Source organism: Vreelandella xerophytica (assembly GCF_968048975.1).
In genome coordinates this window covers 3736026-3758676 of sequence record NZ_OZ309106.1, presented here as the reverse complement: position 1 = coordinate 3758676, position 22651 = coordinate 3736026, and the positions used below count along the sequence as shown (strand labels likewise).

The 22651-nt window shown below is 59.1% G+C and carries 21 protein-coding genes; 20 read left to right on the top strand and 1 reads right to left on the bottom strand.

Going from position 1 to position 22651, the window contains the following annotated elements; translation table 11 throughout:
• Nucleotides 1–6: 6 nt before the first annotated feature.
• The 15 genes from ACWF8S_RS17565 to mgtE all read left to right on the top strand — a co-directional run bounded on the left by ACWF8S_RS17565 (nucleotide 7) and on the right by mgtE (nucleotide 14433).
• The gene (locus ACWF8S_RS17565) at nucleotides 7–765 is read left to right on the top strand and encodes an amino acid ABC transporter ATP-binding protein (RefSeq protein ID WP_447554761.1); all 759 of its coding nucleotides are present in this window, start codon (nucleotides 7–9) and stop codon (nucleotides 763–765) included.
• Nucleotides 766–1331: 566 nt separating this feature from the next.
• Entirely contained in the window at nucleotides 1332–3236 is a 1905-nt protein-coding gene (gene mnmG / locus ACWF8S_RS17560; protein WP_447554760.1) for a tRNA uridine-5-carboxymethylaminomethyl(34) synthesis enzyme MnmG, read from the top strand.
• On the top strand, nucleotides 3233–3898 hold the full coding sequence (rsmG, locus tag ACWF8S_RS17555; protein ID WP_447554759.1) for a 16S rRNA (guanine(527)-N(7))-methyltransferase RsmG: 666 nt from the start codon (nucleotides 3233–3235) through the stop codon (nucleotides 3896–3898). The genes mnmG and rsmG overlap by 4 nt, the downstream gene beginning before the upstream one ends.
• The gene (locus tag ACWF8S_RS17550) at nucleotides 3898–4665 is read left to right on the top strand and encodes a ParA family protein (protein ID WP_447554758.1); all 768 of its coding nucleotides are present in this window, start codon (nucleotides 3898–3900) and stop codon (nucleotides 4663–4665) included. The genes rsmG and ACWF8S_RS17550 overlap by 1 nt, the downstream gene beginning before the upstream one ends.
• A 35-nt stretch (nucleotides 4666–4700) precedes the next feature.
• A complete protein-coding gene (locus ACWF8S_RS17545; protein WP_447554757.1) occupies nucleotides 4701–5630 on the top strand; it encodes a ParB/RepB/Spo0J family partition protein in 930 nt (309 codons plus the stop codon).
• Between the two features lie 224 nt (nucleotides 5631–5854).
• A complete protein-coding gene (locus ACWF8S_RS17540) occupies nucleotides 5855–6250 on the top strand; it encodes an ATP synthase subunit I (protein ID WP_447554756.1) in 396 nt (131 codons plus the stop codon).
• A gap of 12 nt (nucleotides 6251–6262) precedes the next feature.
• Complete coding sequence (gene atpB / locus ACWF8S_RS17535; RefSeq protein ID WP_447554755.1) at nucleotides 6263–7090, top strand: F0F1 ATP synthase subunit A; 828 nt, start codon at nucleotides 6263–6265, stop codon at nucleotides 7088–7090.
• Nucleotides 7091–7157: 67 nt separating this feature from the next.
• Nucleotides 7158–7385: a F0F1 ATP synthase subunit C gene (gene atpE / locus ACWF8S_RS17530; RefSeq protein WP_106374611.1), complete on the top strand. Its 228-nt coding sequence runs from the start codon at nucleotides 7158–7160 to the stop codon at nucleotides 7383–7385.
• Nucleotides 7386–7462: 77 nt separating this feature from the next.
• Nucleotides 7463–7933 (top strand): F0F1 ATP synthase subunit B, encoded by a 471-nt coding sequence (locus ACWF8S_RS17525; RefSeq protein ID WP_447554754.1) that lies wholly within the window; start codon nucleotides 7463–7465, stop codon nucleotides 7931–7933.
• Between the two features lie 11 nt (nucleotides 7934–7944).
• Nucleotides 7945–8481 (top strand): F0F1 ATP synthase subunit delta, encoded by a 537-nt coding sequence (locus ACWF8S_RS17520; protein ID WP_447554753.1) that lies wholly within the window; start codon nucleotides 7945–7947, stop codon nucleotides 8479–8481.
• Between the two features lie 16 nt (nucleotides 8482–8497).
• Nucleotides 8498–10042, top strand: coding sequence for a F0F1 ATP synthase subunit alpha (atpA, locus tag ACWF8S_RS17515; RefSeq protein ID WP_447554752.1), 1545 nt, complete (start codon nucleotides 8498–8500; stop codon nucleotides 10040–10042).
• 65 nt (nucleotides 10043–10107) lie between these two features.
• A complete protein-coding gene (gene atpG, locus ACWF8S_RS17510) occupies nucleotides 10108–10992 on the top strand; it encodes a F0F1 ATP synthase subunit gamma (RefSeq protein ID WP_447554751.1) in 885 nt (294 codons plus the stop codon).
• A gap of 73 nt (nucleotides 10993–11065) precedes the next feature.
• A complete protein-coding gene (atpD, locus tag ACWF8S_RS17505) occupies nucleotides 11066–12445 on the top strand; it encodes a F0F1 ATP synthase subunit beta (RefSeq protein WP_447554750.1) in 1380 nt (459 codons plus the stop codon).
• A gap of 24 nt (nucleotides 12446–12469) precedes the next feature.
• Entirely contained in the window at nucleotides 12470–12898 is a 429-nt protein-coding gene (locus tag ACWF8S_RS17500; protein ID WP_447554749.1) for a F0F1 ATP synthase subunit epsilon, read from the top strand.
• Nucleotides 12899–13047: 149 nt separating this feature from the next.
• Nucleotides 13048–14433, top strand: a complete 1386-nt coding sequence (mgtE, locus tag ACWF8S_RS17495; protein ID WP_447554748.1) for a magnesium transporter — start codon at nucleotides 13048–13050, stop codon at nucleotides 14431–14433.
• Nucleotides 14434–14441: 8 nt separating this feature from the next.
• On the opposite strand, the gene ACWF8S_RS17490 is transcribed toward mgtE, so the two are convergent.
• Nucleotides 14442–15635: a cation diffusion facilitator family transporter gene (locus tag ACWF8S_RS17490; RefSeq protein WP_447554747.1), complete on the bottom strand. Its 1194-nt coding sequence runs from the start codon at nucleotides 15633–15635 to the stop codon at nucleotides 14442–14444.
• A gap of 181 nt (nucleotides 15636–15816) precedes the next feature.
• On the opposite strand from ACWF8S_RS17490, the gene ACWF8S_RS17485 reads away from it, so the two are divergent.
• The 5 genes from ACWF8S_RS17485 (at nucleotide 15817) to nhaD (ending at nucleotide 22623) form a co-directional block, all read left to right on the top strand.
• A complete protein-coding gene (locus ACWF8S_RS17485) occupies nucleotides 15817–16617 on the top strand; it encodes an undecaprenyl-diphosphate phosphatase (protein ID WP_447554746.1) in 801 nt (266 codons plus the stop codon).
• 27 nt (nucleotides 16618–16644) lie between these two features.
• On the top strand, nucleotides 16645–17784 hold the full coding sequence (locus tag ACWF8S_RS17480; RefSeq protein ID WP_447554745.1) for an FAD:protein FMN transferase: 1140 nt from the start codon (nucleotides 16645–16647) through the stop codon (nucleotides 17782–17784).
• A 1-nt stretch (nucleotide 17785) separates the two neighbouring features.
• On the top strand, nucleotides 17786–19153 hold the full coding sequence (glmU, locus tag ACWF8S_RS17475; RefSeq protein ID WP_447554744.1) for a bifunctional UDP-N-acetylglucosamine diphosphorylase/glucosamine-1-phosphate N-acetyltransferase GlmU: 1368 nt from the start codon (nucleotides 17786–17788) through the stop codon (nucleotides 19151–19153).
• A 34-nt stretch (nucleotides 19154–19187) separates the two neighbouring features.
• Nucleotides 19188–21014, top strand: coding sequence for a glutamine--fructose-6-phosphate transaminase (isomerizing) (gene glmS / locus ACWF8S_RS17470; RefSeq protein WP_447554743.1), 1827 nt, complete (start codon nucleotides 19188–19190; stop codon nucleotides 21012–21014).
• 145 nt (nucleotides 21015–21159) lie between these two features.
• Nucleotides 21160–22623: a sodium:proton antiporter NhaD gene (gene nhaD, locus ACWF8S_RS17465; RefSeq protein WP_447554742.1), complete on the top strand. Its 1464-nt coding sequence runs from the start codon at nucleotides 21160–21162 to the stop codon at nucleotides 22621–22623.
• The last annotated feature ends 28 nt before the right edge of the window (nucleotides 22624–22651 follow it).

Below are 22651 nucleotides of genomic sequence, written 5' to 3'. Positions count from 1 at the left end.
CGCGCAATGACGACGACCAAGACCCCCATTGTGCGGATGGAAAAGCTCAACAAGCACTTTGGCAGTTTGCACGTACTCAACAATATCGATCTGACCATCGTTCCCGGCGAAGTCGTGGTAGTGATCGGTGCAAGCGGCTCGGGCAAATCTACCCTGATTCGCTGTATCAACGGGCTCGAGGAATTCCAGTCCGGCACGCTGGAAGTGGATAACAACGTCTTGAAACCCGATGGCAAGAGTGCCAAGGCACTGCAGACCATTCGTACCGAAGTGGGCATGGTGTTTCAGCAGTTCAATCTCTTTCCGCATTTGAGTGTGATCGACAATGTCACCCTGGCACCCATCAAGGTGCGTGGCCAGAGCCGCGAACAGGCCAGCCAGACCGCCAGACGCCTGCTTGACCGGGTGGGCATTGCCGACCAGGCTGCGAAGTACCCAAGCCAGCTCTCCGGCGGCCAGCAGCAGCGCGTGGCACTCGCACGGGCGCTTGCCATGGAGCCGCGGCTGATGCTCTTTGACGAGCCCACCTCGGCGCTGGATCCGGAGATGATCGGCGAAGTACTCGACGCCATGCGTGAGCTTGCAAAAGAAGGCATGACCATGGTGATCGTGACCCACGAAATGGGCTTTGCCCGGGAAGTGGCCGATCGTGTCATCTTTATCCATAAAGGAGAGATCACCGAACAAGGTCCGCCCGAGACCTTGTTCGATACCCCCCAGCATGAACGCACCCGATCATTTCTGGCCCGAGTGTTGAAGCACTAATCGCACGGGCACATTCGTTTATTTTGACTTGAAACAGCGTGAAAAAAGGGTCTGTCGTGGCGACAGACCCTTTTTTTGCCTGTGGATACTATTTTTTTCCACTCCCCACGAAAAGCACCCAGACCACCACGGGCCGGGTGCTCGAAGCCTTTTCGAGTATTACTCCCAGAATGTTCATAGCCACGGGTACAGAGACGGTATGCGTCGGTGGATAACCTCTGTTCAATCGCCACTGTGGGTAAGTCAGCCTTTCATCCACAGCCCGGTCACCGCTTCTGCGCAGGTGCTCCGCGGGTTAATCACTTATTGGTCAACAATATAACGTAATGAAAAACATAAACAATAAAGGCTTATCAACAGATTTTATCCACACTAGTAGTTACAACATCAACAGAACTTCCTTTATATATTTTTATTTTGTTATTAGTAAGAGAAGAGCACTGGTTTCAAGGTGTGGAAAAACCTGACTGTTATTCACAGGAGGTTTATACTGGCAGGCTTATCGAGCCTGTGCTCGTACTCAAATGATCAATAGGCGCTTTTGAAGGGCCAAGTTGAGGTGTCAATTGAATTACCCCGACCGCTTTGACGTGATTGTCATCGGCGGTGGTCATGCAGGAACCGAAGCCGCACTGGCCTCTGCTCGTATGGGTTGTCAAACCCTGCTGCTCACCCACAACATCGAAACCCTTGGTCAGATGTCCTGTAATCCCGCCATAGGCGGTATCGGCAAGAGTCATCTGGTCAAGGAAATCGATGCGCTGGGCGGCGCCATGGGACTTGCCACGGACCTGGGGGGTATTCAGTTTCGCGTACTGAACGCCCGCAAGGGGCCCGCCGTGCGGGCCACCCGCGCTCAGGCGGACCGAGTACGTTACAAGGCCGCTATCCGCGGTATGCTCGAAAACCAGCCAAACCTGACGCTTTTCCAGCAGGCGGCGGGCGATCTGGTTGTGGATAACGATACGGTACGCGGTGTGGTTACCGAGACCGGTATCCGCTTCATGGCCGAGACCGTCGTGCTTTCAACCGGCACATTCCTGGGCGGTGTCATTCACATCGGTCTGGATAAAAGCCGCGGTGGCCGGGCGGGTGATCCGTCCTCCAACGCTCTGGCCGAGCGTCTTCGAGCGCTGCCGTTTCACGTCGATCGACTGAAAACCGGTACTCCACCGCGCATCGATGCCAAAAGCGTGGATTTTGGTCAGCTCGAAGAACAGCCCGGCGATACACCCACGCCGGTCATGTCGTATCTGGGTTCTCGGGAGATGCACCCCGCCCAGGTAAGCTGCCACATCGCTCATACCAACGAGCGCACCCATGAAATCATCATGGCGAATCTTGATCGTTCGCCCATGTACTCCGGGGTGATCGAAGGGATCGGCCCGCGTTATTGCCCATCGATCGAAGACAAGGTCCACCGCTTTGCGGACAAGTCGAGCCACCAGGTATTTATCGAACCCGAAGGCCTCGACACCTTTGAGCTGTACCCCAACGGCATCTCCACCTCGCTGCCCTTTGATGTGCAGCTTCAGGTCGTTCGTTCGATGAAAGGTCTGGAAAACGCCCACATCACCCGGCCCGGCTACGCCATCGAATACGATTTCTTCGATCCCAGGGATCTGAAACACTCCCTGGAAACCAAATTTATCCACAACCTGTTCTTTGCCGGCCAGATCAACGGCACCACAGGTTACGAAGAAGCCGGGGCTCAGGGCCTTCTGGCAGGACTGAACGCGGCACGCCGGGCGAAAGGACTGGACGCCTGGTACCCACGCCGGGACGAAGCGTATCTGGGCGTGCTGGTGGACGATCTCATCACCCTGGGCACCAAGGAACCCTATCGCATGTTTACCTCGCGGGCGGAGTATCGACTTTTGCTGCGTGAGGACAACGCCGATCTGCGCCTGACCGAAAAAGGCCGCGAGCTTGGTCTGGTGGATGACACCCGGTGGACGGCGTTCAGTGAAAAGCGCGAAGCTATCGAGTGCGAAAGTGCGCGACTGGCGACGGTATGGGTGCAACCGAAGAGCCCGGCGGCAGAGAAGATCGCCGAAAAGACCGGTCATCCGCTTTCACGCGAGTACTCGCTTGCGGATCTCTTGAAGCGCCCCGAACTTACCTATGCCGATATCACCACGTTGCCAGGGCTTGAGAGCAGCGCAGTAAAAACCGACGCAGTTGCCGAGCAGGTACAGATCCAGGCCAAGTACCAGGGGTATATCGACCGTCAGCAGGATGAAATCGACAAGCTCAAGCGCCACGAGGCCACGCCCTTGCCCGCCGAGCTCGATTACAAAAAGGTCGAAGGGCTATCCAACGAGATCCGCCAGAAGCTGGAAGAGGCTCGACCCGAAACCCTGGCCCACGCCGCGCGTATTTCCGGCGTTACCCCGGCGGCGGTATCGATTCTGCTGATTCATATGAAAAAGCGCCGGTTGATCAGCAATGCCGAGGTGGCGAACGCATGAGTTCGTTGAAGCCTCTGCTCAAGGATCTGCCCGAGGAAGTGAGTGACCGTCTGGATAGCGGCCTTGCTACGCTTGGCATCACCACCAGCGCCCACCAGCGCGACCAGCTTCTGGCGCTGGTGGCGCTGTTGCACAAATGGAACCGGGCTTATAACCTCACCGCGGTACGCGATATAAGCGACATGGTCGCCCGCCACGTGCTGGATAGCGCTGCGATCGCCCCTTACGTCACGGGAAAGACGCTTCTGGACGTAGGGGCCGGCCCGGGGCTGCCCGGGCTTGTCATCGCCATCTTGAAGCCCGAGGTCAACGTCACGCTCGTTGACAGCAATGGCAAGAAGGTGCGTTTTCAGCGCCAGGCAGTGATGGAGCTTTCACTTGCCAATGCCACTCCCGCCCAGGCGCGGGTCGAGGCATTCAGCGGCCAGGCATTCGATCAGCTTGTGTCCCGCGCCTTTGCAAGCCTGATCGATTTTGTAAGCCTCACCAGAACCCTGGTGGCGCCCGGTGGCCAGTGGCTTGCTATGAAAGGGCCCGGTGCGGACGACGAACTTACGGCGTTACCCGCCGATGTGGTGCTCACCGCACGACACCGGCTTGAAATACCTTATGATACGGCCGAGCGGCAGCTGTTGATTCTGACCCCTGAAGGAGCCCTGTAGTGAGCCAGATCATTGCCCTGACCAACCAAAAAGGCGGCGTGGGCAAGTCCACCTCAGCCGTCAATCTCGCGGCCAGCCTTGCAAGTCTCGACCGGCGTGTACTGCTGGTGGACCTGGACCCTCAGGGGCACGCCAGCATGGGCAGCGGCATCGACAAGTACGACCTGGATAAAAGTGTACTGGATGTGCTTTTGGGCGAGGCCAGCGCCGCGGATGCCATCGTGACCAACCTGCCGGTCAATTTTGACGTACTTCCGGGCAACGGCGATCTGACCGCCGCCGAGGTAGAGCTTCTGGACATCGATGAGCGTCAAAGCCGGCTTTCCATGGCGCTCAATAGCGTCGCCGACAATTACGATGTGGTGCTGATCGACTGCCCGCCATCGCTTAACATGCTCACGGTCAATGCCCTGACCGCAGCACACGGCGTGTTGATACCGCTACAGTGCGAATTCTACGCGCTCGAGGGGCTGTCCGCGCTGCTCGACACGGTCGAGCAGATCAAGGAAAGCGTCAACCCGGAGCTCGCGATTTCCGGTATATTGCGCACGATGTACGATAAGCGCACCAGCCTCACTCGGGAAGTGGACAAGCAGCTTCGCGATTTTTTCGGTGATGCACTGTTGAAGACGACCATTCCCCGTAATGTGAAGGTGGCCGAGGCGCCGAGCCACGGAATGCCGGTGACCCAATACGCACGCTTTTCGCGGGGGAGTCAGGCGTATCGTGTGCTTGCCAAAGAGATGATTCGCAAGCTTTCGCTCTAGGCGGGGCTTTAGATTAAACGTTTAAGGGGAAGCGCATGACGCGTAAACGCGCGCTAGGACGTGGCCTGGACGCCCTCATTGGCGCAGGCGCACGTCGCCGTGACAGTCTGGATCTCGCCAGTGAGGGGGCGTTTGAAAGCGTGGAGACATCGCTTTCAAACGTTTCATCCGAGAGTGTTGCCACCGAGCGTTTAGAGCGTCTTCCGCTTGGCCAGCTTAGCCGCGGCAAGTACCAGCCCCGCCGGGACATTCAGCCCGAGGCGCTTGAAGAGCTCGCTGACTCGATTCGCGCTCAGGGCGTCATGCAGCCCATCGTGGTGCGCCCGGTGGGCGAGGCGCGCTATGAGATCATCGCCGGCGAGCGGCGCTGGCGCGCCGCCCAGCTCGCCGAGCTCGACGTCATTCCCGCGGTGATCCGCGAGGTCACCGACGAAGTGGCGCTGGCGCTGGCGCTGATCGAGAACATTCAGCGCGAGAACCTGAACGCCGTGGAAGAAGCCATGGCGCTCAAGCGTCTGGGTGACGAGTTCGAACTTACCCAGCAGCAGATTGCCGACGCCGTGGGTAAATCGCGCACCCAGGTGGCCAACCTTCTGAGACTTCTAACCCTGGACCCCGAGGTACAGACCCTGCTTGAACGCGGTGATCTGGACATGGGGCACGCCCGGGCGCTCTTGACGCTCAAGAGCGCCCAGCAGCGCCGGGTGGCACATGAGGTGGTCAATAACGACTTGACCGTGCGCGCCACCGAAGCGCTGGTGAAAAAGCTGGCAAGCGATGAAAGCGCCAAGGCCACCCCCAGCCGCTCGACCAAGACCGCCGATGTCACACGACTCGAAACCCAGCTGGGTGAGCTTTTGGGCGCGCCGGTCTCCATCGATCATGGCCAGCGGGGCAAGGGAAAGGTGACGATTCGCTATACCAGTCTCGAAGAGCTGGATGGAATTCTCGGACATATCAAATGAATAGCAGGCTTATTAAATAGCCGCACGATAGCCCCTGTTTTTAGCTCTTTGGTCGCAACTGAGCGCGTAAACCCGCAAAATAGACGCAACTTCGGTTGAAGGTGTGATAGCGCTTCCCTATAATCGCGCAAGATTTGTGCAGGTTGTTTGCTCAAGTGAAACGGTCAGGCCCGGATAGAGCAACACTCAACCCGATAAGCTGGGGCAGCCGATGCTGAGAAACGATGCAGCGATTTGAGACCCGGCGGCGCAGAGCCTATACGGTGTCGCTGGTGCGCGCTCAGCTGATCGTGATGCTTGCTGGAACGGGATTGGCTTATGCACTGGCGCAACCAAGCGATGCGGTGTCGGTCGTATTGGGGGCCCTGGTGGCGATACTGCCGCATGCGTTTTTCATAAAGCGGATGGGCATTTTCTCCTCGCAGCGGGCAAAAGGCGCACACGCTTTGCTGCGTGCCGAAGCAGGCAAGTTTGGTTTGACGGTAGCACTTTTTACGCTGGTCTTCGTGGCAGTGCCCCCTTCAAACCCTACTTTCTTTTTTAGTGCTTACGTTGCGGTAATTTCGACGCATTGGCTGGCACCCTGGCTGATGCTGAAAAAAAACCGCACAACTGATTGAGGTGACATCTCTATGGCCGCAGGAAACGAAGTCTCGACGACTTACTATATCCAGCACCACCTGCAGAACCTGACCTTCGGGCATCATCCGGTCAATGGGTGGTCACTGGCGCACTCGGCCGAAGAAGCGGTGGAGATGGGTTTCTGGGCGATCCACCTGGATACCATGGGCTGGTCGATCGCCATGGGCGTGCTGTTTATCTGGCTATTCCGTAAAGCCGGCAAGGTGGCTACCTCCGGCGTACCGGGCGGTCTGCAAAACGCCGTCGAAATGGTCGTCGAATTCATCGAGAACCTCACCCGCTCCACCTTCCACGGACGCAATCCCAACATCGCGCCGCTGGCGCTGACGCTGTTCGTGTGGATTCTGTTCATGAATACGCTCAAGATCCTGCCGGTGGATTACGGCCCGGTGCTGTTTTCCAAGCTCGGCGTGGATTACATGAAAATCGTGCCCACCACCGATGTGAACGCGACGCTGGGCATGGCGCTTGGCGTGTTCGGCCTGATTCTCTACTACAACTTCAAGGTGAAAGGTGTCGGCGGTTTTGCCCGTGAGCTTTCACTGACCCCCTTCAATCACTGGGCTCTGATTCCGTTCAACCTGGTACTGGAAATCGTCTCCCTGCTGGTCAAGCCGTTCAGTCTGGCGATGCGTCTGTTCGGTAACATGTTCGCCGGCGAGGTGATCTTCATCCTGATCGCGATGCTGCCCTTCTGGGCCATCTGGGTGCTGGATGTGCCGTGGGCGATCTTCCACATTCTTGTCGTGACACTGCAGGCCTTTATCTTTACCACGCTCACGATCGTTTATCTGAGCGCGGCGCACGAACATCATTAAGCAAGTGTTATCAACGGTTTCATTAACCCTCAACCCTTAACCAAAACTTGAACTCAGGAGCAACATCATGGAAATGGTTTATCTCTCAGCTGCCATCATCATCGGTATGGGCGCTCTGGCAACCGGTATCGGCTTCGCCATTCTGGGCGGCAAGCTGCTTGAATCTACCGCGCGTCAGCCTGAACTGGGCGACCAGCTGCAAACCAAGACCTTCATCATGGCAGGTCTGCTGGATGCGGTACCGATGATCGGTGTTGGTATTGCGATGTACCTGATTTTCGTTGTAGCCGGTTGATGACAGCACCACCGAGCGGGAAACCGCTCGGTCTTGTTTGAATCCGGTCGCCACGAACTTGTCAGAGGTACATCCCTGTGAATATCAACATGACGCTTATCGGGCAGACGATCGCCTTCGCGATCTTTGTCTGGTTTTGCATAAAGTACGTGTGGCCTCCGATCAGCAACGCGCTTCACGAGCGTCAGAAGAAAATTGCTGATGGCTTGGACGCAGCCAGCCGTGCTACCCGTGATCTTGAGCTTGCTCAGGAACGGGCAGACCAAACGTTGCGTGAAAGCAAGGAGCAAGCTTCCCAGATCCTCGAGCAGGCCAACAAGCGCTCTGCCCAGATGATCGAGGAAGCCCGCGAACAGGCCCGCGCAGAAGGCGAACGCCTGATGGCGGGCGCACGTTCCGAGATCGAGCTAGAAGTCAATCGCGCGAAAGAAGAGCTGCGTGCCCAGGTGTCTCACCTGGCGATCGTGGGCGCTGAGCGTGTTCTAGAAGCCTCTGTCGACGAGAAAGCGCATCGCGAGCTGCTTGATAAGTTAGCCGCCGAACTGTAAGGAGGTGAATCATGGCGGAATTACATACCGTCGCTCGTCCTTACGCTAAGGCGGCGTTTGAACACGCGCGTGATCATGACGCGCTTGATAGCTGGTCCCAGGCGCTTGGGTATCTTGGCGCCGCCGTGGCAGATGACGAGGTGCGTCGTCTGCTGGGCAGTCCGAAAATCGAGAATGCAAAGAAAGTCGCCCTGCTTGACGAGATGTTTCCCGAGCAGCAGAGCGGCGAGTTGACTCGCTTTCTGGAAGCCCTGGCCGACCAGGGCCGCTTGACGGCCCTGCCTTCAATCGCTGAACAGTTCGAGCGTTTGCGCGCCGATCACGAGCAGCGTGTTGAAGTCATGGTAACGTCAGCTTTCGAGCTGACCGCCGACGAACAGACCAAGCTAGCAAACGCGCTCAAGAAACGTCTGAATCGCGAAATCTCCATTACTACTCAGGTGGACAAGTCGCTTATCGGCGGTGTCATCCTGCGTGCCGGCGATACCGTCATTGACGGTTCGGTGCGTGGTCGATTGAACCGCCTAACTGATGCGCTAACCGTTTGAGTCTGAGGGACATGGCATGCAGCAACTGAATCCTTCCGAGATCAGCGACATCATCAAGCAGCGAATCGAAAAGCTTGACGTCGCATCCGAAGCCCGTAATCAGGGCACCATTGTGAGCGTTTCCGACGGTATCGTGAAAATTCACGGCCTCGAAGACGCCATGTTTGGTGAAATGATTGAATTCCCCAACAGCGTTTTCGGCATGGTACTCAACCTGGAGCGCGACTCCGTGGGTGCCGTCGTCCTGGGCGACTACCTGCTGCTTGAAGAAGGCATGACCGCCAAGTGTACCGGTCGCATTCTTGAAGTACCGGTAGGCCCTGAGCTGATTGGCCGCGTGGTCGATGCACTCGGCAACCCGATCGATGGCAAGGGCGAGATCAACGCCAAGATGACCGACGCCGTCGAAAAGGTGGCGCCGGGCGTCATCACCCGCCAGTCGGTCGACGAGCCGATCCAGACGGGTCTGAAATCCATCGATTCCATGGTGCCGATCGGCCGCGGCCAGCGTGAGCTGATCATCGGTGACCGCCAGATTGGTAAATCGGCCATTGCCATCGATGCGATCATCAATCAGAAAGGCAAGGGCGTGACCTGTGTCTACGTTGCCATCGGTCAGAAGCAGTCGACCATTGCCAACATAGTGCGCAAGCTCGAAGAGCACGGCGCGATGGATCACACCATCGTGGTTGCCGCCGGCGCGGCCGACCCGGCGCCCATGCAGTTCCTCTCCGCGTATTCCGGTTGCACCATGGGTGAGTTCTTCCGTGACCGTGGCGAAGACGCGATGATCGTGTACGACGATCTTTCCAAGCAGGCCGTGGCGTATCGTCAGGTATCCCTGCTGCTGCGTCGTCCGCCGGGTCGTGAAGCCTACCCGGGTGACGTGTTCTATCTCCACTCGCGTCTGCTGGAGCGCGCCGCACGCGTCAACGTCGACTACGTCGAGAAGTTCACGAACGGCGAAGTGACCGGCAGGACCGGTTCTCTGACGGCACTGCCGATCATCGAAACCCAGGGTGGCGACGTGTCTGCCTTCGTTCCGACCAACGTGATCTCGATTACCGATGGTCAGATCTTCCTGGAAACCAACCTGTTCAACTCCGGTATTCGTCCGGCGATCAACGCAGGTCTGTCGGTTTCCCGTGTGGGTGGTGCAGCGCAGACCAAGATCATCAAGAAGCTCGGCGGCAGCGTGCGTCTGGCGCTCGCTCAGTATCGTGAGCTGGCGGCATTCTCGCAGTTTGCATCCGACCTTGATGAAGCCACGCGCAAGCAGCTCGAGCACGGTGAGCGTGTCACCGAGCTGATGAAACAGAACCAGTACTCGCCGATGTCCGTGGCGGAAATGGCTCTCTCGCTGTATGCCGCCAATGAAGGCTACCTGGATGACGTGAGCGTCGACAAGGTGCTGGACTTCGAACGTGCCCTGCACGGTTACATGAAGTCCGAGCATGGCGACCTGCTCGACAAGATCAACCAGAGCGGCGACTACAACGACGAGATTAAAGACGGCATGAAGTCGGGTCTCGAGAAGTTCAAGGCGACTCAGAGCTGGTAATGTCCGGCCCGCCTGCGGGCGGGCTTGCCTACTTTCTGAGAGCCACGAACGAAGGGTAGATCGCTATGGCAGCTGCAAAAGAGATACGCACCCAGATCGGGAGCATCAAGAATACGCAGAAGATCACCAGCGCCATGGAAATGGTGGCTGCATCGAAAATGCGTAAAGCACAAGATCTAATGAAGGCCAGCCAGCCTTACGCCAAGCAGATCCGTAACGTGGTAGGTCACCTGGCCAACGCCAATCCCGAATACACGCACGACTACATGATCGAGCGTAACGAGGTGAAGCGCGTTGGTTATATCGTGGTGTCTACCGACCGGGGTCTGTGTGGCGGCTTGAACGTCAACCTGTTCAAGGCCGTGGTGAAGGATGCCGTGGCCTGGAAACAGGAAGGCGCCGAGCTGGACTTCTGTGCCCTGGGCTCCAAGGCCGGCGCTTTCTTCCGTAACTATGGCGGCAACCTGATTGCGGCCAAGAGCGGTATGGGAGAGAAGCCGACCGTCGAGGGTTTGATCGGTAGTATCAAGGTCATGCTCGAAGCGTACGACGAAGGACGACTCGATCGCCTGTTCGTGGTGTATAACGAATTCGTCAACACCATGACCCAGAGGCCGGTGGTTCGTCAGCTTCTTCCGCTATCGCCCGATATGGGTGTCAGCGAGCACGACGAAGAAAACGCCCGTCCCGGAAGTTGGGACTACCTGTATGAACCGGATGCCAAGGCGTTGCTTGATAGCCTGCTGGTTCGCTTCGTCGAATCACAGGTGTATCAGGCGGTAGTCGAAAACGGGGCCTGCGAACAGGCAGCCCGTATGATCGCCATGAAGAGTGCCACCGATAACGCAGGCAACCTGATTGATGATCTGGAAATGGTCTATAACAAGGCCCGCCAGGCTGCCATCACTCAGGAAATTTCCGAGATCGTCGGCGGCGCTTCAGCCGTATAACGCCCAGGGAGCCTGATGTTTCAAAGGCTCCCGGCAGACAGGTTTCATTTGCAGGTTTTTGAGAGGAACCAAGATGAGCGGACGTATCGTACAAATCATCGGCGCGGTGATTGACGTAGAGTTTCCGCGGGACGATGTTCCCAAGGTCTACGACGCGCTGAAGGTCTCTGAAAAAGAGACCGTCCTCGAAGTCCAGCAGCAGCTGGGCGACGGCGTGGTACGCGCAATTGCCATGGGCTCCACCGAGGGCTTGAAGCGTGGCATGACCGCGGAAAATACCGGCGCCGCGATTTCCGTACCCGTAGGTACGGAAACGCTGGGCCGTATCATGAACGTACTTGGCGAGCCGATCGATGAAGCGGGTCCGATCGGCGAGCAAGAGCGCATGCCGATTCACCGCAAGGCGCCAAGCTATGCCGACCAGGCGGCTTCCAACGAGCTGCTGGAAACCGGTATCAAGGTCATCGACCTGGTCTGCCCGTTTGCCAAGGGCGGTAAGGTGGGGCTCTTCGGCGGCGCCGGTGTGGGCAAGACCGTCAACATGATGGAGCTTATCCGTAACATCGCCACCGAGCACAGCGGCTACTCCGTATTTGCCGGTGTCGGTGAGCGTACGCGTGAGGGTAACGACTTCTATCACGAAATGACCGAATCCAACGTTATCGACAAGGTAGCGCTGGTTTACGGTCAGATGAACGAGCCGCCCGGCAACCGACTGCGCGTGGCGCTGACCGGCCTGACCATTGCGGAAAAATTCCGTGACGAAGGCCGCGACGTTCTTCTGTTCGTCGACAACATCTACCGTTACACCCTGGCCGGTACCGAAGTATCCGCCCTGCTTGGCCGTATGCCGTCAGCGGTAGGTTACCAGCCGACGCTGGCCGAAGAGATGGGTGTTCTTCAAGAACGTATCACCTCGACCAAGACCGGCTCAATCACCTCGGTACAGGCAGTATACGTACCCGCGGATGACTTGACCGACCCGTCGCCGGCAACGACGTTTGCGCACCTGGACGCCACCGTCGTACTGGCACGTTCCATTGCCGAACTGGGTATCTATCCGGCCATCGACCCGCTGGATTCCACCTCGCGTCAGTTGGATCCGCTGGTCGTCGGTGAAGAGCACTATGCCACCGCTCGCGGTGTGCAGAACGTTCTTCAGCGCTACAAGGAACTCAAGGATATCATCGCCATTCTGGGCATGGACGAGCTGTCTGATGAAGACAAGCAGGCCGTGGCCCGCGCGCGTAAGATCCAGCGTTTCCTGTCGCAGCCGTTCTTCGTGGCTGAGGTATTCACCGGTTCACCCGGCAAGTATGTTTCACTGAAAGACACCATTCGTGGCTTCCAGGGCATTCTCGCAGGTGAATACGACGATATGCCGGAACAGGCCTTCTACATGGTTGGCTCCATCGACGAAGCGGTCGAGAAAGCCAATCAGATGAAGAAGTAATCCCGTCCATTAGGGGGATTCGCTATGGCGAATAGCTTCACTTGCAATATCGTCAGCGCTGAAGCGTCCATCTTTTCGGGAAGCGTCGAGCAGGTCATCGCTTCCGGTTTGATGGGGGATCTGGGTATCCTGCCCGGTCACGCACCGCTTTTGACCGAGCTTCAGCCTGGGCCGATCCGCGTGATCCAGGATGGCGGCAAGGAAGAGAACTTCTTTGTCTCGGGCGGCTTCATGGAAGTCCAGCCCGATGTCGTGACGATCCTGGCCGATGCGGCGTCCCGGGCAAGCGACCTTGACGAGGCCGCGGCCGAAGAAGCTCGCCAGCAAGCGCTGCAAGCCTTCAACGAGAAGTCGACCGAGCTTGACTATACTCGTGCGGCGGCAGAACTTGCCGAAGCCGTTGCCCAGCTGCGAACGATTCAGCAGCTGCGCAAGAAGGCGGGTAAAGGCTAGCATCCACGCGTTTGGCGTGAACGAGACGCCCCTTGAACCCGCCTGGGTTTAAGGGGCGTTTTTTTTCTCTGGTAATATGAGTAGCACTTAAGCAGCGCACCACCGGTCTGCAACAATTCATCAATAACGCTTCTGCCAAGGAGATTGCGATGTCACTAAACGATGAAACCTTGCAGGAATTGAAGTCAGAGCTGCTGAGGGAGTTGATCAAGGAGTCGCCGAGCAGGGACGTGCTCGCCGAGCGCCTGGCGGAAATTCGCTCGGCGGATATCGGTGAAGTGCTTGAAGAGTTCATCGAAGACGATGAGGAGCTTGAGGCGGCGATCGCGATACTCGATATTCTCTCGACCGAGCGCGGGGCCAACGTACTGGGTTACCTGCCCGGTGAAAGCCAGCTGGAAATCGTGGGCGAGCTCTCCGACACGCAGGTCTTGAAGTTTCTGGAGGAGATGGGCTCGGATGAACGGGTGGATCTTTTCAACCTGCTGGGAGAAGATCGCCGGGAGGCATTACTGCGGCGCATGGCGCATCAGGAGCGCGAGGATCTCAAGCGCCTGGCAAGCTATGAAGAGGGCACTGCCGGCGCCATCATGACCTCTGACTATGTAGCGATAGCCAGTGGCATGACGGTGTCGCAGGCGCTCATGCGGGTGCGCCAGACCGCACCGGACGCCGAAACGGTATATCAGCTCTACGTACTGGATGCAGACGGCGAGCTGATCGGCACCATGTCACTTCGCCAATTGATGGTGGCGCGCCCCGGTGCGCTGGTGGACGACATCATGATCAAGGACGTCATCAGCACTGCCGTGGCCAATGCCCAGGAAGAAGTGGCCCGCGTGGTGGCGCGCTATGACCTTCTGGCGCTGCCGGTGATCGATGTCGACGGGCGCATGGTGGGCATTGTCACCCACGACGATGCCATGGACGTGGCGGAGTCCGAGGCGACCGAAGATATCCACAAGGGGATGTCCATCGGCCAGCTGGAGGATGGCGTGAGTCGGGTGCCGCTTTGGAGTCTGTACCGCAAGCGCGTCACCTGGCTGGTGCTGCTGGTGTTTGCCAACCTGTTTTCCGGGGCGGGCATTGCCTACTTCGAAGACGTCATCGCCTCTCAGGTGGCGCTGGTCTTTTTCCTGCCGCTGCTCATCGGCAGCGGCGGTAACGCCGGCGCCCAGGCGGCCACGCTCATGGTGCGGGGGATGGCCACCGGCGATGTCGGCGTCAAGGACTGGGGCAAGATGCTGGGGCGCGAACTCATGGTCGCCGGTGCGCTGGGTCTTACCATGGCGATTGCTGTGGCGCCGATCGGCATCATGCGCGGCGGTGAAGCGGTGGCAATGATTGTGGCGCTGAGCATGGTGACGATCGTGCTGTTTGGCAGTTTGATCGGGATGTGTCTGCCGTTCGTGCTCGAGCGCTTCAAGGTCGACCCGGCCACCGCCTCGGCACCGCTGGTGACCACCCTGATCGACGCCACCGGTGTACTGATCTATTTCAGCATCGCGACCGCCGTACTGGTCAGCGTGAACTAGCAATCCTGCTAACGCAGTGCGCTGCTGGCTGCTCGGGTAATGAAGAGGATCTCCACGTGCCCGAGCCACTCGATATCGCTGGCCATGGCCTTGAGCTGGCTGGCCAGGCACTGAGGGGGCTGGTGCACGGCGTCGCTGATGATCAGCGATACCGACACCTGGTGATCCAGGTAGTGAAGCTGCAGTTCGCTCAGCGTGCGCCAGACCGGGTGGGCGTACCAGCGCTCGTCGAGCGCGGCCTCCACCTCCGGGCGAAGGGGGAGCCCCGGCAGGCGGCTGGGGTCGCCTTCGCCGGCATCGTCTTCCGGGTCGATATGGAAGATGACGTCGGTGAGAAGCGGGAATTCGTGACGCAGCCGGCGGCTGACCTCATTGCCGATCTCATGGGCTTCCGAGACGGTGATGGTGGGGCCTACCACGATGTGCAGATCGACCATGACCCAGCCTGCCGACTGGCGCGTACGCAGGTCGTGCACGCTGTCCACGCCGGGAACGCTGCAGGCCACGATGTGCATCTGGCGCTGAACGTCTTCGGGCAGGGCGGTATCCACAAGCTCCCGGGCGGATTGCCAGAGTAGATCCCAGCCCACTTTACCGACCAGCAGGCCCACGACCACGGCGGCCACCGCATCCAGCCAGCCAAACCCGAACTGGGCGCCCAGAAGGGCGACGAGAACCACAGCGGTGGAGAGCGCATCGCTTCGCGAGTGCCAGGCGTTGGCCTCCAGGAGCTTGGACTTCACGCGCTTGGCCACGCGCATGGTGTAGCGGAAAATCCACTCCTTGCTCAAGAGCGCCGCCACCGTGATGGCAATGGCCACGTAACCCGGGGCGCTGACCCCGTCCCCGCTCAGCAGCCGGTCAAGGCTCGACCAGGCAATTCCCCCGGCCACGAAGATCAGGATACTGCCCAGCAACAGCGTGGTCAGCGTTTCGATGCGTCCATGACCGTAGTGGTGATCCTTGTCCGGTTCCTGACGGCCGTAGTGGATCGCTGTCAACACGAAGCCGTCGGTGATCAAGTCGGACAGCGAGTGAATACCGTCGGCAATCAGCGCCGCCGACCCTACCAGATAGCCGACCGCCACCTTCACGATGCTCAACAGCGCATCCAGCCAGGCGCCGATATAGGTCACCCGCTTGGCTTGCTGATGGTCAAGCTCATGGTGTTGAACCACTGGCGATTCTACGGTCTGAGACATGGGTACCTTGCAGGGGCGTACACGTTCAATAGAGCCCTATTGTAGCGTATAGCGGCGTAATCTATCGCCCCCTTCTTTATTTGTCCGTTTATGAGAGCGGACAAAAAATAAGGGTGTGTGTATTCTTTGTCCGCTTGGAAGGTGATGTTTGTTAAACAAGGCAATATGAATAGGACAATCTATGGATTGGCTCCAGGTAGTAGTACTGGCGGTAGTGCAAGGGCTTACCGAGTTTTTACCCATTTCAAGTTCGGCTCATCTGATTTTAGTACCCGTACTGACCCAGTGGGATGATCAAGGTCTGGCATTCGATGTGGCGCTTCACCTGGGCAGCCTGGGCGCGGTTATTCTCTACTTTCGAACCGAGTTATGGCGGATGCTTACCCGCACCCTGGCAACGCTGCGCGGCCACGGGGTGAACAAGGATGCGACCCTTGCCCTCTGGGTGGTCATTGCCACGATGCCGGTATGCCTTGTCGGATTTGCCCTGCAGAACGTGATAGAAGGCTATATGCGCTCGACGCTGGTGATTTCCCTGAGCCTGATCGGTTTTGGCCTGGTGCTGGGTTACGCTGACTGGAAAAAGCGCGGCGCTCGCTCCGAGTATGAAATGCGGCTGAAAGATGCCCTGATCATCGGCGGTGCCCAGGTACTGGCACTGATTCCCGGTACCTCCCGCTCGGGGATTACCATTACTGCTGCGCTGTTGACCGGGATGAGCCGTGAAGGCGCGTCACGCTTCTCCTTTCTGCTTTCCATTCCCGTCATCATTTTGGCTGGCGGGCTTGAAACTTTTAGCCTATTTAACTCAACCGTCGCCATCGATTTATCGGCCACGCTGGTCGCGACGGTGCTGTCGGGCATAAGCGCTTACCTGTGTATTCACTACTTTCTGGTGGTGATTAAAAAGTTAAGCATGCAGCCGTTCGTGCTTTATCGCGTACTATTCGGTGCTTGGCTTTTGTGGTTTTTTTATTTCTAATGCCTGGGCGTTTTTAAGGAAGACCACATGAAAAATGATTCGCCGAACTATTCGCCGAGATGGCGGGCTGCGTTGCTGCTGGCCACCGTGTTGCTGGTGGGCTGTTCGGAGAGCGACCGGCCGCTTGACTCGCCCGTGCGTTTTGAAGGCGGCGTTTTCGGCACCTTTTACCAGATCACCATTGTCGATGCGCTGACCCAAAGCCAGGCACAGACGCTTGAAGAGGGCATTCTGGCCGAGCTTGAAAACGTCGACCAGGCGATGTCCACCTACCGGGACGACTCGGAGCTGATCGTTTTCAATAACGCCCCGCTCAACGAGTGGCAGCCGCTGTCCAATGAGCTGATCGAAGTGATGGCGATCAGCCGTTCGGTGGCCGAGGCGAGCAATGGCGCCTTTGATATCACCGTCGGCGAGCTGGTCAACCTGTGGAGTTTCGGCCCCGAAGCCCGCCCCAGGGAAGTGCCTACCGATCAGGCGCTCAATGAGCGTTTGGCGCGCATCGGCTATGACAGCGTCGAGGTGGATACGCAGCTCATGCAGGCAAGACGCCATCGGGATGTCTTTATCGACCTGTCTGGCGTTGCCAAAGGCCACGCCACCGACCGCGTGGCAGCCTACCTCGACCAGCAGGGCATCGAGGATTACCTGGTGAATCTGGGCGGCGATCTGATTTCCCGGGGTCATCGCGACGGGGCTGAACAGCAACCCTGGCGCATCGGTATCGAGGTGCCGCAGAACGGGCGCCCCGAAGCACAGCACATCATCCCTCTGGAGTCACTATCTGTTGCCACCTCGGGGGATTATCGCAACTACTTCGAGGCGGATGGCCAGCGTTACTCTCACACGCTGGACCCGCGTACCGGGCGCCCCGTGACCCATGGTCTCGCCTCGGTATCGGTGTTTCATCCCTCCAACGCCTGGGCGGATGCCTGGGCCACCGCGCTCTTGGTGGTGGGCGGCGATGCCGGCATGCAGATGGCGGTGGAAAACGATCTGAGCGTACTGATGCTCGTCAACAATGACAAAGGCCAGTGGCAGAGCCTGGCAAGTCCCGCCTTTGTCGACTACTTCGGCGATGAGTTGATGGAAGAGTTGGGCATCGACGCCTGGGCTCCCACCTCTACACCTACCCCCATTCCCACCCCGGCCATGGCAGGTGAATAGCATGCAAGAACTCGATATCGTCATTCTGGCCGCCGGCAAGGGTTCCAGGATGCGCTCGCAGACACCGAAGGTGCTGCACGCATTGGCCGGCAAGCCGCTGGTGCAGCACGTGCTGGATACTGCCGCGGCGCTTTCGCCGACACGCACTCACGTGGTGATCGGCCACGGCGGCGATCAATTGCGTGAAGCGCTCGCCGGCCAGGCGGTGTCGTTTGCCGTTCAGGCCGAGCAGAAGGGCACCGGCCACGCCGTCGCCCAGGCCAAGGCGCACTGGGGGCGTGGCAAGGTGCTGGTACTTTACGGCGATGTGCCGCTGATCGAAAGCGAAACGCTCGCGGCCTTGCTCGAGCAGGTGGACGAATCGCACATGGGGCTTTTGACGGTGACGCTGCCTGACCCCAGCGGTTACGGGCGCATCAAGCGCAACGCCGAAGGCGAGGCGGTAGCCATTGTCGAGCAGAAGGACGCAAGCCGCGCCGAGCTTGAAATCACCGAGTGCAACACCGGCATCATGGCGATGACCAGCGCGCAGCTTGAGCGCTGGCTGCCCAGACTCTCCGACCAGAACGCCCAGGGCGAGTACTACCTGACCGACGTGATCGCCCTGGCGCACGAGGAGGGCACCCAGGTATGTACCGCCCAGCCTCGCCAGGCCGTGGAAGTGGAAGGCGTCAACAACCGCGCCCAGATGGCTCGCCTGGAGCGCGCCTATCAGCGCCATCTGGCCGACGCGTTGATGGAGCAGGGCGTTGCCCTGGCCGACCCGGCCCGGCTTGACGTGCGCGGCACGCTTGCCTGCGGCGAAGACGTCTTCATCGATGTGGGCTGTGTGTTCGAAGGCGACGTGCGACTGGACGACGGCGTACGGGTGGGCCCTTATTGTGTGATCAGAAACAGTACCATCGGTGCTGACAGCGCGATTGACAGCCACAGCGTGATCGAGGATACCCTGAGCGTGGGCCGCAACCAGATCGGCCCCTTCGCAAGGCTGCGTCCCGGTACGCGGCTGGCGGCCGGCGCCAAGGTGGGCAATTTCGTGGAAACCAAGAATGCCGAGGTGGGCGAGGACAGCAAGATCAACCACCTGAGCTACGTGGGGGATGCCATCCTGGGTCAGGGAGTGAACGTGGGCGCGGGAACGATTACCTGCAACTATGACGGCGCCAACAAGCACCGCACCGTGATCAAGGACGCGGCGTTTATCGGCTCCAACAGCGCTTTGGTGGCACCGGTCACGATCGGTACGGGGGCCACTGTCGGCGCGGGCTCCACCATTACCCAGGACGTCACCGACAACGCGCTTTCGCTGACGCGTAGTCCGCAGACGCAGAAAGCGCCCTGGTCACGCCCGACCAAAAAAACGTCCTAACCACTGACTGCCTAAAAAGCTCAGGAGAGAACTCATGTGTGGCATCGTCGCGGCGGTTGCACAGCGCAACGTACAAGAAATCCTGCTGGAAGGGCTCAAGCGCCTGGAGTATCGCGGTTACGACTCCGCCGGCATGACGGTGCTCAATCAAGGTGCCCTGAGTCGCCACCGCGCGGTGGGCAAGGTGGCCGCCCTGGCCGACAAGCTTGCCGAGGAGGCGCTGCCCGGTACCTCGGGGATTGCCCACACCCGCTGGGCAACACACGGCAAGCCAACGGAGGCGAATGCCCATCCTCACCACAGCGCCGAGAGTGTGGCCGTGGTGCATAACGGCATCATCGAGAATTTCGAACCCATCAAGCGTCGCCTTGAAGATGACGGCGTGGTGTTCAGCTCCGAAACCGATACCGAAGTCATCGCCCATCTGCTCAACGAGCAGCTGGACGCCGGCCAAGGGCTGTTCGACGCGACCCGGCATATCGTCCAGACCCTGGGCGGGGCCTACGCGCTGGGCGTGATGAGCACCGTGGAACCCGGCGTGGTGGTGGGCGCCCGCCAGGGCAGCCCGCTGGTCGTAGGCGTGGGTATCGATGAAGCCTTTCTGGCGTCCGACCCCATGGCGCTGCTACCCGTCACCGACCGCTTTATCTATCTGGAAGAAGGTGATCTGGTGGTGCTGCGCGACAAGGGCGTCATCACGATTGTGGATCGCCAGGGCGCGACCGTCATCCGGGATATTCATACCTTCGAGCATGGCGACGGTGCGGCCAGCAAGGGCGACTACCGCCATTTCATGCTCAAGGAGATCTTCGAGCAGCCCCAGGTGATCAGCACCGCGCTGGAAGGTCGGTTAAGCGCTGACAGCGTATTGATCGAAAGCTTCGGCCCGGATGCCCAAGCGCTTTTCCAGGCTGCCCGGCAGGTTCATATCATCGCCTGCGGCACCAGCTTCCACGCAGGGCTGGTGGCGCGCTACTGGCTGGAGCGCTACGCCGGCGTGCCGGTACAGGTGGAAGTGGCCTCGGAGTATCGCTATCGCCACCCGGTAGTACCCGAAGATACGCTTTTCGTGACGCTTTCCCAGTCCGGCGAGACCGCGGATACCCTGGCGGCGCTGCGCTTTGCCAACACCCTTGGCTACCTGGGTACGCTTGCCATCTGTAACGTGCCGGGAAGCTCTCTGGTACGCGAGTCCGATATGGCGCTGATGACCCGGGCCGGCCCGGAGATCGGCGTGGCCTCGACCAAGGCGTTCACCACCCAGCTGGTGGCGCTGATGCTGTTGACCCTCAGCGTGGCAAAGACCAAGGGACGCGGCGATCAGAGCGACATCGTGCAGGTACTGCGCACGCTGCCCGAACTTTGCCAAAAGGTGCTGGCGCTGGACAGCCAGATCGAAACCCTCTCCCAGGCGTTTGCCGAAAAACACCACGCGCTCTTCCTGGGCCGCGGCGCCCACTATCCGGTAGCGCTCGAGGGCGCGCTCAAGCTCAAGGAAATCTCTTACATTCACGCCGAGGCCTACCCCGCCGGCGAGCTGAAACATGGCCCGCTGGCGCTGGTGGACAGCGAAATGCCGGTGATCTCGATTGCTCCCAACGACGATCTCCTGGAAAAGCTGAAATCCAACCTGCAGGAAGTGCGCGCCCGGGGCGGGCAGCTATTCGTCTTTGCCGACGAGAACGTTGGCATCCGCGAACAAGAGGGTATTCAGGTACTTACCTTACCGCATGTGCACGAAGCGCTGGCGCCGCTTTTATACACCCTGCCACTACAGCTTTTGAGCTATCACGTCGCGGTACTCAAGGGCACCGACGTCGACCAGCCGCGCAATCTCGCGAAAAGCGTTACCGTTGAGTAGCGTTTTGTAGCGTATATAAATTGGGCTTTGCAAGCAGCGGTGAATTGTCGCATCTTATGCGCAACCGCTGCGTTGCAACACATAGTTAGTGTGCTTATCATCTCGGCGGTGTCTCCCTCTTTTAAACGCCCAGGATCCCGCCGCCATGATTTCATCGAACGTCCTCGCAACCCGGTGCTTGAACCGCCGGGGCGCTTGGCTGTTGATTACCCTTGCCCTTCTCTTTTTCCCTTCGCTTTCCTACGCCGCCGGCCCGCTTGATCTAACCACCACCTTCGCCGGTATCAGTTGTGTGATCATCTTCATTCTCGCCTACGCGCTGGTGATGTCTGAAGAGATCATCCATATGCGAAAGTCCAAGCCCGTTCTGGTAGCGGCTGGACTCATCTGGGCCATCGTGGCCTGGGTATACGTGCAGGCCGGCATGCCCGAAGAGGCCGAGGCGGCGTTTCGCGAGACGCTTTTAGAGTACACCGAGCTATTGCTTTTCCTGCTGGTGGCCATGACCTACATCAACGCCATGGAAGAGCGGCGGACGTTCGATGCGCTGCGTGCATGGCTGGTACGCAAGGGGTTCAGCTACCGTAGCCTCTTCTGGATCACCGGCTTTCTGGCGTTCGGTATCTCGGCCATTGCCAACAACATGACCACCGCGATGCTGATGTGCGCGGTGGTACTCAAGGTCGCCGAGGGCGATAAAAAGTTCATCGGCCTTTGCTGTGTGAACGTGGTGGTGGCCTCCAACGCTGGTGGCGCCTTCAGCCCCTTTGGCGATATCACCACGCTGATGGTCTGGCAGGGTGGCCGGGTGCCCTTTGAAGGCTTCTTCGTCTTGCTGATACCGGCGATCGTGAATTTTGTGGTACCCGCCGTCATCATGAACTTCTTTATCGTCAACCGACAGCCAGCGGCACTGACCGAAAATGTCTGGATGAAACGGGGCGCGCGGCGAATCATCGTGCTGTTCTTGATTACCGTGGCCATCTCTGTGCTTTGCCACTCGGTTCTGTACCTGCCGCCGGCCATGGGCATGATGTTCGGCCTGGGGCTCTTGCAGTTTTTCGGCTACTACCTGCGCCGCAGCCTGCCGCGTTCGCTGGAGCGCAAGCGCGAGCGCTACTCGCGCCGGGGCGACTGGAAGAAACTCGAGCAGTTGGGTAGCGTGGTGCCCTTCGACATCTTCAGCCGTATCGCCCGCTCGGAGTGGGATACGCTGCTGTTTTTCTACGGGGTCGTGCTGTGCGTGGGGGGCCTTGGGTTCATGGGCTACCTGAGCCTGCTGTCCGAAACGCTTTACGGCGGCTGGAATCCGATCTGGGCCAACGTGGTGCTGGGGCTCATCTCGGCGGTAGTGGATAACATCCCGGTGATGTTCGCCGTGCTCTCCATGGCGCCGGACATGTCCGAAGGCAACTGGCTGCTGATTACCCTGACCGCCGGCGTGGGCGGAAGCCTGCTCTCCATGGGCTCGGCGGCGGGGGTTGCCTTGATGGGCCAGGCCCGCGGCATTTACACCTTCGCGGTGCACCTGCGCTGGGTGCCGGCTATCTTGCTCGGCTACGCGGCCAGTATCGGCGCGCACCTCTTGATCAACGCTTCGCTCTTCTAGGGCGTCGGGCTGAAAAGCCACTTCTCGT